Here is a 14467-nt window from a genome sequence, read left to right as displayed (position 1 = left end):
GTTACACCTGCACGTGGTTTATCAGCAGGATGCCCCACGTGATGAACCACAGCGAGAACGTCATGAACGTCACGTAGAGGTAATCTTTCGCACCATCCAACTCGAAGCCGATGAAACGGAGCAGTGGGAGCTGGATGACCACGAAGCCGAGGACGATCGCCAGTCCCATCTGATCCTTCGCTGCCGCCGGAGTCGTCCCTACCAGGGAGGCAGAGACGAACGCCGCAACGATTCCGGCCAGCGAAGCGAGCGACGTGACGGTGATACTCCGGAGATGGGCCGACCGTCGCTCTGATGCCTGTTCAGTCGCCATGGGTGGCACTCGGGTACCCTCCCTCAAAAGGTGTTCGTTTGCGTGTATGCTCTCTCACGAGATCGCTGCTTGTGAAAACGAGCGTGGCGACATCGAACCCGCACAGAGACACGACCCAGCTATGACGCTCGTCTGGGCACTAAACGACTCGATTGACCAGTCCCTCGTCGGCGTCGATCTGCCGGACGTTCTCCCGCACCAGTTTGGCGATGTGACGGTAGTAATCGATCTCCGCCGCTGCGGCGTGGGGTGTGACGACGGCCTCGTCCATCGTCCAGAGCGGCGACGATTCGGGAAGCGGTTCAGTTTCGAACACGTCGAGGGCCGCACCCGCGATCTCGTCCTCCTCCAGCGCCGATATCAGCGCATCTTCGTCGACACATTTTCCGCGAGCCACGTTGACGAAGTAGGCGTCGTCGCGCATGGCGGCGAACTCCGCTTCACCCATCAGTTCGCGCGTCTCGGACGTGAGAGGCGTCGCCAGCGCGACGAACCGCGCTTTCGCGACGGCCTCGTGCAAGTCGTCGTTCGCGTACACCTCGTGAACGTGGGGGACCGGGTCGGTCGAGCGCCGAACTCCCGTAACGCGCATCCCGATGGCGTCCGCCCGCTTCGCGATTCCCTGCCCCAGGGTTCCGAGACCGACGACACACAGCGGTTCGTCCTGAAGCGTGAACGGTTCGTCCCACGCCGGACGGTTCCACTCGCGCTCGGGTTGTTGCTTGGCGTAGGTGTGCAAACGGCGAGCGAGCGACAGCATCATCCCCAGTGCGGTCTCGCCGACGCTGGTTCCGTGGATACCAGTGCTGTTCGTCAGGACGATACCCTTCGATTCGAGCTCGTCGAGCGGGAAACGGTCGTAGCCCGCTTGGATCGAGTGAATCCACTGCAATCCGGAATCGAGAAACGCCTCGCTGTAGCCGAACGTGACGAGGGCATCGCACGCCGCGAGGTCGTCCGCGTCGTGGCCCACGACGACTACCTCCAGGTCGAGCGACGAAAGTTCGTCGCGGAGTTGTTCGGGTGGAAAGACGGCACCGACCGAGTCGTGGATTCCGAGGTGTGAAACCTGCATAGACGAGGGATACCCACGGCTACAGGTTGAATCTTCGGAACGGGCGGCTCGGGTAAAGACCTCGTCACAAGGGGCTCGGAGGGGGTAACTTTCGTCACCGCCGCCCGTCCGGAAGTAGCCACCCGAGCGGTTTGACTCTTGTTACTCGCCCCATTCGGCCAGTTCGCGCAGTTCCTCGACCACGTCACGAATATCCTCACCATCAAGAATTCCGCGCTCGGTCACGTAGCCCGAAACGAACCCCGCAGGCGTCACGTCGAACGTCGGATTCAGTACAGAAACGTCCGCGTTGCCGTCGTACACCGCCGTCAGGATACCCGATTCCAACACCGGCTCATCCTCGATTCGAACCTTGTCGGTCGCGGTGACGACGAACACGGGCACGGATTCGTGAACTGCCGCCACCGCCGCCGCCCGCGTCCCGGTCTTGTTCACCACGTCGCCATCGGGAAGTACCGAATCCGCACCGACGACCACGCAGTCTACGTCCTCGGTCGCCAGCACGTGCGCCATCGCGGCGTCGGTGTGAATCGTCACGTCCGTCGCCGTAGCGAGCGATTCCGCGACTCCGACACCCTCACGGGCTGGCCGCGATTCCGCGACGAAGACGTGCTCTGTGTCCCGAAGCGCATCGAGCACGGTTCCCGAGCGCGAGAGCGTTAGCACCGTGGAATCCGCGAATCGCTCGCTCGCAGCGTCGGTCGCCTCTTGGTCCACCCGATAGGCTCGCTCGATACCGTCGATGGCCGCCTGCTCGACCGCTTCCAGTGATTTCGCGTCGGTCATCGCTCGGTTCACCCGGTTTGCGAGCGCAGCCATGCTCGGGCGGGCATCGAGCAGGTCACGCGCGACCTCGGCCAACTCGTCCCGCGCACTTCCCAGCCCTTCTCGCTCACCACCGCGTACCGCGAGCAGTCCGGCCCTGTCGCGGAGGACTTCGAGCGCACGAACCGAGATGTACGCGGAGCCGTGTTCGTCGTCGCCCGCGACGGATTCGACCGAGGGTGCAACCTGCTCGTAGGACGTCCATAGGTCGGGCACCGTCTCCCGACGGAGAATGTCGGTCGGCGTAACCCAGGCCGTCTCGGTCGTCTCCCAGTCCGTCGTCGCGTCTCGGCTCGCACAGTCGAACAGAAATGGGTGGACGACCCACCGCGTATCGAGCGATTCGTCGTTCACCTCGAACGAGTCACCTGCTCGCACGAGCGTACAGGCGTCGAGCAGCCCCGTCTCCTCCGCGATCTCCTCGCGTGCGAGCGTGTCCGGGTCACCCTCCGCGTGTCCGGCGACCCCGCCCCACAGTCCAGAGTACGACCCGACCTCGTCGCTCCGCCGGAGGAGCAACACTTCGCCACGGTTCCGGAGAAAGCAGGTGACGACGTGCGTTTCGTCCATGGTCGAATCGTCGTCGTGGCGGTACGTGAACCTGCGGGCAAAAGGGTCGTCGGTGGGCGAATGAATCGGTCGGTGGGTCAGTGAGGTTCGGTCGGTGAGCAGATTACCGGTCGTGTGCGACGATGGTGTTGTCGTCCCCGACGATGACGACATCGTCGTGGAGGATGGGCTTCATCGTCAACCGTCCTGACAGGTCGAACTGCTGTTTGCGTGCGCCACCGACACCGAAGATGGACAGTCGCTCTCGACGTTTCGCGTTGCTTCCCGTCGTTTCGACTCGTTCGACCGATTCGGCGACCACGGCATTCTTCGTCACCGATATTGGGGTGCCGAATTTCACGCGGGTCCGCCACCGTTCTTCACCTGTCTTCCGGTTGTACGCCACCAGATACGTCTCCATCGCGAGTCGCGTCCGACCCCGGTTCGAGTAGAACGACAGCACCGCGTAGACGCTCGAATCGTTCACCTCGGGGATGGTTCCGACCGCCCCGATCCAGTTACTCTCGTTGTGCCAACGCACGGCTCCGTCGGTGGGATCCAACGCCGTGAGACCGTCCGTCGATGCGACGAAGAGAGTCCCGTCGTGATGCGTGAGCAGTGCATCTCCGGCTGTTTTCCATCTCCAGTGTGGCGTTCCGTTTGCTGCGTCGAACGCCCGCACCACGCCCGCTGGAGAACCGGCGAACACGCGGTCACCATCGGTGTCGACAGATGCACGCACGTTCCCGTATCGACGCAGCCATTCGACTCGTCCCGCGTCGAGGTCGAGGGAGAACACGACGTACCGCCCGATGATTTCGCTGTAGCCGATACCGTACATCCGTGCGTTCGAGACCACGGGAGAGTAGCGCCCGAACGCCAGATAAGCGGTTCCGAGGCTCGTCGACTTCTTCTGTGAGAGTGGGACTTCGTGGATGATGCCATCGGCTTCGACGAGTACGCGCTTTCCATCGAGGACGGGTGCCGTGGTGATACGCGAGAGCGTGGCGAGACGTTCGGAGTCGCCGGAAAAGCGAACGTGATCTATTCCACCCTCGGTCGCCAGCGTGGATGCAACGACGAATCCGGTGTCAGTCGTGGCAGACGCTCGGGCGGGCGACCCAGGCAGTTCTACCGTCCAGCGCGAATCCGCTCGAAAGGTACTGCAACCGCTACATAGCCCCAGGACACCGACACCGGTAGCACGAAGGAAATCTCGTCGCGTACCGTGGCCCATACTGTTGAACTTCGAAAGCGAAGAAAAAAGCGTTCTGGGCGATTCGTCCCTCGAACGCTTTTCAACCAGTGTGTCGAAACACCGACCATGCTCCGGGTCGCCATCATCAGCGATACCCACATCCCCTCGCGCGCGAATCGAATCCCCGACTGGGTTCGAACCAGGATCCAGCGCGCAGACCACACGATCCACGCAGGGGACTTCGATTCGGCAGACGCTTTGGCGTCGGTGTCGGAACTGACCGACGGCAACCTCACCACAGTCACCGGAAACACCGACCCCCACTCGCTGCGACTTCCGGAGGTGGCGACGCTCGACATCGGCGGAATCACGTTCGTCGTAACTCACGGGACGGGGCCGAAACGAGGATATCGAGAGCGCATTGCGGAGACGGTTCGCGAAACCGCCGACTCGTCAGCGGTCGGCGTCGCCGGGCACACACACCGGGTGATGGACGAGGTGGTCGATGGCGTCCGGCTACTCAATCCGGGGAGCGCCACCGGCGCAGCACCCGCCCGGAAGGCGACGATGCTCGTTGCGACCATCGACGACGGCACCCTGACCGTCCAGATGCACGAAAGCTGACGCGATTTGCTCGTTCCGGGCGGGTTTTTATCCGGGCGCACCAACGACCGGTCATGAACGTCTTCGCGGTACCGGGGATCCCGGAGGTCGAACCCGGCGACGACATCGCCGGACTCGTCGAGGAGCGCGTCGACCTCGAACCGGGCGACGTACTACTGGTAGCGAGCACCATCGTCTCGAAAGCCGAGGGCCGGATGGCCGACCTCTCGGCGTTTCCGGCGAGTCCGCGTGCGGAGGAACTCGCGGCCCGACTCGCCGACATCTCGGGTGAGGAGAAAGACCCCCGATTCGCACAGGCCGTGCTGGAAGAGAGCACGGAGATAATCGTGGAGGCTCCCTTCCTGCTCACCGCGACGCGCTTCGGTCACATCGGCGTGAACGCGGGGATCGACCGCTCGAACACCGGGGACGCCGACCTCCTCTTGCTCCCGAAACAGCCGAGCGAAAGTGCCGGGCGGATCCGAGCGAACCTCTCGGTGGACGTACCGGTCGTCGTCACCGACACCTGTGGCCGACCGTTTCGGCACGGTCAGCGCGGCGTCGCCCTCGGCTGGGCCGGGATGCCCGCGAGCAGGGACTGGCGCGGCGAGCGCGACAGGGACGGCCACGAACTCGAAGTGACGGTCGAGTCGGTCGTGGACGAACTCGCGTCGACCGCCAACCTCGTGACCGGCGAGGGCGACGACGGCCTGCCGGTCGTCGTCGTCCGGGACTGGGAGTTCGGCAACCACGAGGGTAGCGAGAACCTCTTTCGAGCGGTCGAGGGCGATTTCATCCGGCAGGCACTCCGGGGGTGGGAGTTTGCACGGGATTGAACTCACGCCCGAACATCCCATCGACGAACTGGTCGCGCTCAGTGAGCGGGCGGAAAACGAGGGGTTCGACACGCTGTTCGCCAGCAGTCACTACAACAACCGCGACCCGTTCGTCGTCCTCTCTCAGGTGGCACAGACGACCGAGGACATCCGTCTCGGCCCGGGCGTCGTGAATCCCTACGAAACCCACCCGGTCACTCTCGCCTCCCGTGTCGCCACCATCGACGAAGCCAGCGATGGGCGAGGGGTCTGTGGGTTCGGCGCAGGCGACCGCTCGACCCTGCGAAATCTCGGGATCGACCGTGACCGTCCCTTGCGGCGCGTACTGGAGACGATGAAGGTCTCGAAGCGACTGTGGGCCGGGGAGCGCGTGACCCACGATGGCACCTTCACCGTGCGAGATGCGGGACTGAACTACTCGGCAGGCGAGATTCCGGTGTACGTCGGCGCGCAGGGCCCACACATGCTCCGGATGAGCGCGAAACACGCCGACGGGGCGCTGGTCAACGCATCCCATCCTCGCGATTTCGAGTGGGCCGCCGAGCGAATCGCGGAGGGGTTGGACGAACGACCAGACGAGCGAGGCGACTTCGATTTCGCGGCGTACGCCTGCGTGAGCGTCGCCGAAGACGGAGACGAAGCACGCGAGGCCGCTCGCCCCCCAGTGGCGTTCATCGCGGGCGGTGCGGCAAAACCGGTGCTCGACAGACACGGTCTCGACCACGAACGGGCGGAAGGGATCGGTGAAACGATCGAATCGGGCGACTTCTCGGATGCGTTCGAACAGGTGACGCCGGAGATGATAGATGCCTTCGCCATCGCCGGAACGTCGGAGTCGGTGGCCGACCGAATCAGCCGAGTTCTCGACTACGCGGACAGCTTCGTCGCCGGGTCGCCGCTCGGCCCCGACCGCGAGAAAGCGATCAGCCTCACTGCGGCGGCGCTCGACCGGGCGAGTCGGGGATGAGTGGCGACACGAGGCCGCCGAGGGCGAGGTAGCCGAAGACCAGCACCGGGAGGCCGACGAGTATCGCGCCAGCGAGCACGAGAAGCGCAGTGACGGGACTCGCCGTCGCTATCTCGGTGAACAGACGAATCATCTCGGTGATATTGTGGACGAGGCTTGCCATGGTCGGAAGTCGGTACTGGGGGTACTTGTTTGCTCCGTCACGCTTACGACGAGCGACTTCGTAGGCGGGGACGTGTCAGAAGAGACGTCACTGTCCGATTTCGGCCCGACGGACGCCGACGAGAAGGGTGACGAAGGGGTCGATACGGAAGCCAGCGAGGAAAGGAAGGAGAGCTACAGCGACGAAGAGAAGAGCCACGGTGATGAAACGGGGAGCCACGACGATGAAGAGGAGGTCGAACCGGCACGCGCGACCTACGACTGGACGCCCGACGGGGCGACATGTGCGGGTTGTGGTGAGTCGGTCGAGCGACGGTGGCGGGACGACGACGGGATGGTCTGTGCCGACTGCAAGGAGTGGTGAACGGACAAGTTCGTCGCAGAGATAGTCGACACACCGTCACGTAGACGAGACGCGACCGCTTCCGTTTCTTCGCTCACCAACATATCTCGGGTATCGAGATACCAATGCACAAAGCATTCAAGAGGAATGGCTACACATCTTTGGGTAGCGACAAAAGTTACAAAGGTATGTCCCCCTTGTACGTGTAACGAAGGAGACGGTGAGAGAGCGTCTCCAGAAGGGGCAATTCGAACCCGTACCCAATCGCGTCATTCATAGCATGAAGGAAGCTAACAAAGACCCCGAGCCGACCTCCGTGGAACGCCCGACAGACGAGTTTGCAGACCCACTTTCTATCGAGGACGCTGCGGATCTAGCACAGCGGATCATCGAGAACATCGAACACGTCATCGTCGGGAAACACGACGTAGCTGAACACATTCTGACGACGATCCTCGCCCGTGGTCATCTCCTGCTAGAAGACGTTCCGGGCGTCGGCAAGACGATGTTGGCCCGGTCGTTGGCGCGCTCTATCGACTGTTCGTTCAAGCGAGTGCAGTTCACGCCCGACCTCCTTCCATCGGACGTGACCGGCGTGAACGTCTACAACCAGAAGACCAACGAGTTCGAGTTCCAGCCCGGCCCGATCTTCGGCAACGTCGTCCTCGCGGACGAGATCAACCGGGCACCGCCGAAGACGCAGGCCGCCCTGCTGGAAGCCATGGAAGAAGAGCAGGTCACCATCGACGGGACGACTCACGACGTTCCCAGCCCGTTCACGGTCATCGCCACGCAGAACGCGGTCGAACAAGACCGGGCGTACGAACTGCCCGTCGCCGAGGTCGACCGATTCATGAAGAAACTCACGCTCGGCTATCCGAGTCCGGAGGACGAGTCGGAGGTGCTCCGGCGCATCGTCGGCGAACACCCGATCCGACGACTCGATCCGGTGGCGAGCGCCAGCGACATCCGCCGGGCACGGGCGACCATCACGAAGGTGACCGTCAGACCGCCCGTCCGCGATTACGTCACGCGACTGGCAAACTACACCCGTGACCGCAGTCAACTCGGCGTGAGTCCACGGGGGTCGATCGCCCTGCTCCGTGCGGCACAAGCGCGAGCCGTCCTCGAAGGGCGGGAGTACGTCGTCCCCGACGACGTGAAATCGGAGGCGGTGACGGTGCTGCCCCACCGAATCCGCAGTGAAAGCGGAACGATGGGTGGTGACGAAGGAGACGCTATCGTCCAGGACGCCCTCGACAGCGTTCCGGTGGAGTAAGATGCTGACGCGACGCGGAAAGACGTTCGTCGTCGTCGGCGTGGCAGGTGTCCTACTGGCGTTCGCGTTCGGTGCGCGGTCGCTGAACGCCGTCGTCGGGCCGCTCCTCGTCGCGCTGCTCGTCGGATACGTCCAGTTGAAACGAACCAGCCATCCGAACCTCGTCGTGTCGGCACCGCAGGTCGGCTTTCGCGGCGACGAGGCGACCATCACACTCGATTTCTCGGCCCCCGACCCGTTCGTCGGGAGCGTCTCGTTACAGCTCGCAGACGGAATCGACCATTCGGGCGAACCGGTCGACGCCAGTATCGGCGAGACGACGCTCGAATTCGACGTTGGTCTCGCCGATCGCGGGGAGCAGGCCATCGGTCCCGTGCGCGTCGTCGCAAGCGACGTATTCGGCCTGTTTCAGCGAACGTTCACCCATCAGGTTCGAGAGTCGATCCTCGTCTTCCCGCGAATCCAGCAGGTGAACGACGTGAAGACGGTGACCGCACTCCACGAGAGTCTCGGCATCGCGGCACGGCGCGAGTTCGACCAGTTGCGCGAGTACCAGCGCGGTGACCCACTTCGAGACGTACACTGGAAATCGAGCGCGAAACGACCGGACGAAGACTTGCTCGTCCGGGAGTTCGAATCGGAAGAGGAGCGACAGCGGATCGAGATCAGCGCAGAGGCGGACGGTGGCCGGGTCGATATCGTGGCGGATGCGGCGGCGAGTATCGCCGCCGCCCTGCTCGATGCTGGCGTCGCCGTCGGGATGACGACGCCAGAAGGCCGTGTCGCGCCCGACTTCAGCGATGGCCAACAGACCACCATCCTCACGCTGCTCGCACACATGGAAAGTGGCCGAGTTCACGAACGTGACCGGGAACGAGCAGATATCGTCATCCGGGGGATGACCGAGCGCGAGGACGCCGAGATCGAGTTCCGCGGGCGCACGGTGTCGTTCGACGAGTTCGCGGCTGGTGGGAAACAGAGTAGTCCATCGAGTCGGATGGCGCGGACGGACGGTGGAATGCAAATTCCATCAGAAACCGGACTAGAAAGTGGTGATCGACGATGAGCACGGTACAGAACGACGCGGTTCGGTTCGGTGGAATCAGGATTCCCTACCACTGGTTCGCCGTCGGTTCGACAGCGGTGCTCATCGCATCGTATCTCCGCGTCTTCTATCACATCACGAACGTCGTCGGTGGCAGTGACGACCTGCTCCTGTACGCTGCGGGCGCCCTCGTCGGAGCGACGATATTGGCCCGCAAACTCCCGGCGTGGACTGCGTTCGTCCTCGGCGGAGTGTTGCTCGGTGGCGGATTGTTCAGCTACTATTCGACGGTACCAGGTGCGAATCTCTCACAGACAGGCCGTATCGTCGCTGACAACGTGGCACTGTTGACGGGGCTGTCGATCCTCCAGATGCGAGAGGTCGGAACGTGGGCGCTCGGCGTCGCGCCAGCGACCGTCTTCGTCCCGTGGTATCTCGTCTTCCGGCGGCGATACGTGCTCGCCGCCGTGAGCGGCGGGGCGGCGCTCGGGTTCTTCGTTCTCACGAGTGATGCCGGATCGTTCGTGACGCTCTTCGGAATGGTCGGTATCCTCGGCATCCTCGCTTTCGGGACGATGGCGCAGTACGGCGGAACCGTCGCACAGGTCGACGTGCTGGCCGTGGCGCTGGTCGGGATGATACTCCTCTCGACGACCGTGAGCGTCGTACCGGGTGGGAGCGTGAGTCCGATCTTGCCGAGTGGCGGTGGTGGCTCCGGCGGTGGCGGCGGACTCGTCAGCAATAGCCAAAGCGTTGCCATCCAGGGAAGCATCAAACTCTCGCCGAAAGTGTACTATACGGTGGAGGCGAATCGTGGAAGCTACTGGCGGGTGGCCGCATACGACCGCTACACCGGAACCAACTGGATGCGAACCGAAGGCAGTCGCCCCTACACTGTGCAGTCACCACCGGTGGGTAGTTCGTACGAAGTGCGACAGACGTTCAGGGTCAAGGCGGATCGCGTCAACGCCATGCCCGCCGCGTGGAAACCGATACGGGCCATCGGCAAAGCCAAGAATAACGTTCGAATCGGGAGCGGTGGAAGCTTCTCGCCAAAGAACGTTATGGTGGATGGACAGACGTACAGCGTCGTCAGCCGCGTGCCGGTGAAGAGTCCGAACCGACTGCGGAACGCCGGGACGGACTACCCCTCGTCGGTCGAGCATCGATACACGCAACTCCCCGCAAGCACGTCGAAGCGGCTGAAACAGAAGACCAACCAGATCACGGCCAGGGCGGACAACCCATACGAGAAAGCCCTCTACATCGAACGCTGGCTCGAAGAGAACAAGCGATACTCCCTCGAAGTCGAGAAACCACAGGGTGACGTGGCCGAGAAGTTCGTCTTCCAGATGGAGGAAGGCTACTGCGTCTACTACGCGACGTCGATGGTGACAATGCTCCGGACCCAGGGAATCCCGGCACGGTTCGTCACCGGCTACACGTCGGGACAGCGCGTCGACGAAGACAGGTGGGTCGTCCGTGGTCTCGATTCACACGCGTGGGTCGAGGTGTACTTCCCGAACGCGGGTTGGGTTCGGTTCGACCCGACGCCGAGTGGCCCGCGGCAGGACGCCGAGCAGAACATGGTCGAAGAAGCGCGCGCGAACAACGTCACGGACGTCGACGCGAGCGGAAGCGAAAACGGAACGTGGACACCGGAATCGCCGACCACGACCAGCCCGACCGATTCGACGACCGACGAAAGCGACTCCTCGAATAACACGCGAACTGGGCCGGACGTCGACCAGGGTCGGCGCGGAGATATCGGCATCGGCGACGGGACGAGCGTCGTGACGACGAACACGTCGGCAAACACGACGACCGTCGGCGGTAGCGGGGTTCCGGTCCGGATGCCGTCGACAGAACAACTACTGTACGGTGGGTTACTGGCTTTCGGCTTGTTACTCGTAGCGAGACGAACCGGCACCCTCGGAACCGTCTATCGTGCGGTGTGGGTGCGCTGGCAGCCACGGGACGAACCGGAGACGGACGTCGAACGCGCGTTCGACCGACTGGAGTACCATCTCGCTCGAAAGCATCGGGAGCGACGACCGGGCGAGACGCCGCGAGAGTACATCGCCGCGCTCTCGCACGTCGGTGTGGACGAGCGAGCACAGCGCGTGGGCACACTGTACGAGCGGGCACGCTACGCAGGCGAGGTGACGAGCGAGCAGGCGGACGAGGCGGTGTCGCTCGTGAACGACATCGTCCGAGGGTCCAGGCGACGGAACATGCGTGGCTGATTACCACTCGATATGGCAACATACCCGACAATGTTTAATAGGTTGCTTTCGTAGCCCCATGCGTAATGTCGGAAGTCTGCTCGACGTGCGGGCTGCCTCAGGAGCTTTGCGTCTGTGAAGACGTCGCAAAAGAATCCCAGCAGATCACCATCCGCATCGACGAGCGCCGTTACGGAAAAGAGGTAACGATCATCGAAGGATTCGACCCCAAGGATGTAGACTTGGATAGTCTATCTTCAGATCTAAAGTCGAAATTCGCCTGTGGCGGAACAGTCGAAGATGGCCAGATAGAACTCCAAGGAAACCACACCGGTCGTGTCGAGGATTTCCTCCGAGACAAAGGATTCAACGTCGCCTAACGACGAGCGTCGGTCGGATTTTCTACAGAAAAGCCACGCGCTACTTATTTTTAGCGCATCTCAGTGAGAATAGGAGCGAGACAAACAGCCCCTGATATCGAACCCCGGTGTGATCTTCCCGACGAACTCAGAACGGTGCATCGCACTCGGCGTCGTTCGCCGATTCGAGTGCGTACTCCCAATCTTCCAGTCCGCCAGCCATACTCTCGACCTGTGCATCCGACGGAACGCCCTCGTAGGAGCTGATGAGTCGGGCGGCCTGTACGCTCGACTGGCCGACGGGACAGACGGTGACGATGTGTTCGGCGTCGTCCAGTTCCGAGATTCGTTGCGGGAGTTCGTGAAACGGGATGTTCTCGCTGCCGGGGATGTGACCGTGATCGAACTCGGCTTGCGACCGGATGTCGACGATCCGGACGTCATCTTCCGATTCGACGAGTTCGTGAACCGCTGTCGTGGAGATCTCCGCGTCCATCGACGCAAGCTAAGGTCGCCGCCGGAATAAACGGATTGGTCGCCTGCCAGACCCCCGGCATCTTCGACATCGAAGATACGACCCAGAAGAAGGCAGGAAAAAACGTATCTCACCGGCGGAAGGCTTTTGAGCATCGTTACCATACAGCAATTTCATGACACGAAAAGCGACGGTGGTGACGGCGATTCCGGACCCGACCCAGGAAGAGTCGTCGGAGCCAAAGAGCACGCCGACTCTCCGGGCGATTCGTGCTGGACGATTGGAGTGATGAAGGCGGTCAGAGTAACCCTTCTTCACGAGCGAGGAGCAACGGCGGGAGCGACCAGCCGCAGGTCGGCCCGGCACGAACCGCGTCGATAGCGTCCGAGACGGGGACGGTTCGAACGTCGATGAACTCGTCGGGGTCGAGATGCTGGTCGCCCGGAGTGAGATCGGTTGCGAAGACGACTCCCCGACGCTTTCGCATCCCTGCTGCCGGAAAGTAGGTTTCGAGATGTTCGACCGCACCCGCCTCGTACCCCGTCTCCTCGTGGAGTTCGCGTTTCGCCGCCATCTCGAACGACTCGCCGGGTTCGACGCGGCCTGCCGGACACGACACCATCGTCTCGCCGAGACGCGGGCGATACTCCTCGATGAGCACGATCTCGTCGCCGGTGCGGGCAACGATGGCGACCGAGTCCGGCGGGTCGAACCAGAGGCGCCGAACGCTCTTTCCGTCGGGTCGCTGGAGGGCATCGTACCCCACGGCGTACTTCCCAACCGAGAGGCTCGTCTCCCCGCGACGTTCCCAGTTCATCTGTCGAGCAGGCCAGCCTCACTTGCAAGGAGCAGGGCTTCGATGGTCGCGTCGTTGGCCGGTGCTTCGCGGGCGGCGTCGAGGGCATCTTCGACCGGAAGCGTTCGCACCGAGAGGAACTCGTTGTCGTCCAGTTCGCGCTCGGTCGGGGTCAACCCCTCCGCGAAAACGATGCCGCGTTCGTGGCGCAGAACACCGGTGGCGACCCAGAACGATTCGAGCAGGGCGATCCCGTCGGCCTCGAAGCCGGTCTCTTCGCGGAGTTCCCGCGCTCCGGCGGTGGTGTACGATTCCCCGTCTTCGACGATTCCGGCGGGGCACTCCAGACACAGCTCTCGAATCGGAGGTCGGTACTGTTCGACGAACACGACCTGCCCATCTGCGACGGCCAGAACGACCACCGCTGGTGGGAGTTCCGCCCAGTAGTACTTTTTCGTCGTTCCATCTGGCTGCTCCACGAGATCGTAGCCGCCCGTGTACCAGCCGGTATCGTACTCCACTTCCGATTCGAGCACCGGCCAGTCGTGGTCGCGCCAATCGTCGTCTCGCAGATCATCGGTCATGGTTCGAACTGTGGCGGCGAACGTTTAAAATCGGAAGGAACGAATCGCGATCGGCAGGCGGTGGCGAACAGGTCACGACGAGAGACGGAAACACCCGTTTTCAGGACGTAGCAGACGTGATGACCCCAAAAGTCAGCAGGCGACACGACCGCCAGGGGGCTAGCTCACTCACCGGAAAATCGGAGATTTTCCGGGCCGACGAACCCCCGAAGTGGGGTGAAGAGTGCTTTTGATCGACCTTTTACCAGGGAGGACGGCCAGCGGGCGCGTGCGACGGCACGCGCCCGCTGGCCCCCGACCGCAGCAAAAGGTCGTGGGGAATGATTTATGACTTCGCCACGCGCTAGCTTCTCAGCATGAACGAGGTTTCTGCGAGCGTCGGGCGCTACCTCAGCATGATCCACCTCGTCAGCCAGAGCACTGGCCGCCCGGCGAAAACCGGCGAACTGGCGACGGCCCTCGACGTGAGTGCCGCCAGCGTCACCGAGATGCTCGCCACCCTCGAAACGCGTGACCTCGCGACCTACGAGAAGTACAAGGGTGCAACACTCACCGACGAGGGGGAGGCGACCGCCCGAGAAGTGATGTGGAAACACTGCGTCACGGAGAACTTCTTCGCGGACGACCTCGAACTCGACGATCCCGAGGAAGCCCGCGAGATGGGCAACGCACTCTCCGACGAGGTGGTGGCGCGGCTCCGCGAACGCATCGACCACCCATGTGCCGGACAGTGTAGTGCACCGCAAAACGAGTACAGCGAGTGCCTCGACGACGTACAAGACGAATAGCACCACTGAATTTTCCGGCGAGTCACACTGTCCAGATCGAGGAGC

The 14467-nt window shown here is 62.8% G+C and carries 17 protein-coding genes; 9 read left to right on the top strand and 8 right to left on the bottom strand.

The window, feature by feature from the left end:
* Nucleotide 1 precedes the first annotated feature (1 nt).
* The 4 genes from ACR3FE_RS09530 to ACR3FE_RS09515 form a co-directional block, all read right to left on the bottom strand.
* Nucleotides 2–313 carry an EMC6-like membrane protein gene (locus ACR3FE_RS09530; protein WP_458206874.1) on the bottom strand — a complete coding sequence of 104 codons (312 nt, stop codon included), beginning with the start codon at nt 311–313 and terminating at the stop codon, nt 2–4.
* Between the two features lie 139 nt (nt 314–452).
* Nucleotides 453–1388 carry a D-2-hydroxyacid dehydrogenase gene (gene ddh, locus ACR3FE_RS09525; RefSeq protein ID WP_458206873.1) on the bottom strand — a complete coding sequence of 312 codons (936 nt, stop codon included), beginning with the start codon at nt 1386–1388 and terminating at the stop codon, nt 453–455.
* Nucleotides 1389–1529: 141 nt separating this feature from the next.
* Nucleotides 1530–2783, bottom strand: coding sequence for an eIF2B alpha/beta/delta subunit family protein (locus ACR3FE_RS09520; protein WP_458207186.1), 1254 nt, complete (start codon nt 2781–2783; stop codon nt 1530–1532).
* 103 nt (nt 2784–2886) lie between these two features.
* Nucleotides 2887–3999: an outer membrane protein assembly factor BamB family protein gene (locus ACR3FE_RS09515; RefSeq protein WP_458206872.1), complete on the bottom strand. Its 1113-nt coding sequence runs from the start codon at nt 3997–3999 to the stop codon at nt 2887–2889.
* Between the two features lie 87 nt (nt 4000–4086).
* Here ACR3FE_RS09515 and ACR3FE_RS09510 point away from each other — a divergent pair, with 87 nt between their 5' ends.
* The 3 genes from ACR3FE_RS09510 to ACR3FE_RS09500 are packed head-to-tail and all read left to right on the top strand — an operon-like array spanning nt 4087 to nt 6366.
* Complete coding sequence (locus tag ACR3FE_RS09510; RefSeq protein ID WP_458206871.1) at nt 4087–4584, top strand: metallophosphoesterase family protein; 498 nt, start codon at nt 4087–4089, stop codon at nt 4582–4584.
* A gap of 53 nt (nt 4585–4637) precedes the next feature.
* Nucleotides 4638–5399 (top strand): coenzyme F420-0:L-glutamate ligase, encoded by a 762-nt coding sequence (locus tag ACR3FE_RS09505; RefSeq protein WP_458206870.1) that lies wholly within the window; start codon nt 4638–4640, stop codon nt 5397–5399.
* On the top strand, nt 5386–6366 hold the full coding sequence (locus ACR3FE_RS09500) for a 5,10-methylenetetrahydromethanopterin reductase (RefSeq protein WP_458206869.1): 981 nt from the start codon (nt 5386–5388) through the stop codon (nt 6364–6366). Before ACR3FE_RS09505 ends, ACR3FE_RS09500 begins: the two co-directional genes overlap by 14 nt.
* Here the strand turns inward: ACR3FE_RS09500 and ACR3FE_RS09495 are convergent.
* A complete protein-coding gene (locus ACR3FE_RS09495) occupies nt 6329–6529 on the bottom strand; it encodes a DUF8024 family protein (protein WP_458206868.1) in 201 nt (66 codons plus the stop codon). The two genes, ACR3FE_RS09500 and ACR3FE_RS09495, sit on opposite strands and share 38 nt — an antisense overlap.
* 72 nt (nt 6530–6601) lie before the next feature.
* On the opposite strand from ACR3FE_RS09495, the gene ACR3FE_RS09490 reads away from it, so the two are divergent.
* The 5 genes from ACR3FE_RS09490 to yciH all read left to right on the top strand — a co-directional run bounded on the left by ACR3FE_RS09490 (nt 6602) and on the right by yciH (nt 11800).
* Nucleotides 6602–6892, top strand: coding sequence for a DUF7573 domain-containing protein (locus tag ACR3FE_RS09490; RefSeq protein ID WP_458206867.1), 291 nt, complete (start codon nt 6602–6604; stop codon nt 6890–6892).
* A gap of 259 nt (nt 6893–7151) precedes the next feature.
* Nucleotides 7152–8150 (top strand): AAA family ATPase, encoded by a 999-nt coding sequence (locus tag ACR3FE_RS09485; RefSeq protein WP_458206866.1) that lies wholly within the window; start codon nt 7152–7154, stop codon nt 8148–8150.
* Nucleotide 8151: 1 nt separating this feature from the next.
* Entirely contained in the window at nt 8152–9216 is a 1065-nt protein-coding gene (locus ACR3FE_RS09480) for a DUF58 domain-containing protein (protein WP_458206865.1), read from the top strand.
* Nucleotides 9213–11441: a transglutaminase TgpA family protein gene (locus ACR3FE_RS09475; protein ID WP_458206864.1), complete on the top strand. Its 2229-nt coding sequence runs from the start codon at nt 9213–9215 to the stop codon at nt 11439–11441. The genes ACR3FE_RS09480 and ACR3FE_RS09475 overlap by 4 nt, the downstream gene beginning before the upstream one ends.
* A gap of 65 nt (nt 11442–11506) precedes the next feature.
* Nucleotides 11507–11800: a stress response translation initiation inhibitor YciH gene (gene yciH / locus ACR3FE_RS09470; protein ID WP_135829300.1), complete on the top strand. Its 294-nt coding sequence runs from the start codon at nt 11507–11509 to the stop codon at nt 11798–11800.
* 127 nt (nt 11801–11927) lie between these two features.
* Here the strand turns inward: yciH and ACR3FE_RS09465 are convergent, their stop codons facing one another.
* The 3 genes from ACR3FE_RS09465 to ACR3FE_RS09455 all read right to left on the bottom strand — a co-directional run bounded on the left by ACR3FE_RS09465 (nt 11928) and on the right by ACR3FE_RS09455 (nt 13634).
* The gene (locus tag ACR3FE_RS09465; protein ID WP_458206863.1) at nt 11928–12275 is read right to left on the bottom strand and encodes a rhodanese-like domain-containing protein; all 348 of its coding nucleotides are present in this window, start codon (nt 12273–12275) and stop codon (nt 11928–11930) included.
* A gap of 277 nt (nt 12276–12552) precedes the next feature.
* Nucleotides 12553–13071 (bottom strand): NUDIX hydrolase, encoded by a 519-nt coding sequence (locus ACR3FE_RS09460; RefSeq protein WP_458206862.1) that lies wholly within the window; start codon nt 13069–13071, stop codon nt 12553–12555.
* Nucleotides 13068–13634 carry an NUDIX hydrolase gene (locus ACR3FE_RS09455; RefSeq protein ID WP_458206861.1) on the bottom strand — a complete coding sequence of 189 codons (567 nt, stop codon included), beginning with the start codon at nt 13632–13634 and terminating at the stop codon, nt 13068–13070. Before ACR3FE_RS09455 ends, ACR3FE_RS09460 begins: the two co-directional genes overlap by 4 nt.
* Nucleotides 13635–13990: 356 nt before the next feature.
* On the opposite strand from ACR3FE_RS09455, the gene ACR3FE_RS09450 reads away from it, so the two are divergent.
* Entirely contained in the window at nt 13991–14422 is a 432-nt protein-coding gene (locus ACR3FE_RS09450) for a metal-dependent transcriptional regulator (RefSeq protein WP_458206860.1), read from the top strand.
* Nucleotides 14423–14467: the final 45 nt, after the last annotated feature.

The sequence above is a fragment of the Haladaptatus rarus genome (genome assembly GCF_054177585.1).
This window is presented reverse-complemented; position numbering and strand designations above follow the sequence as displayed.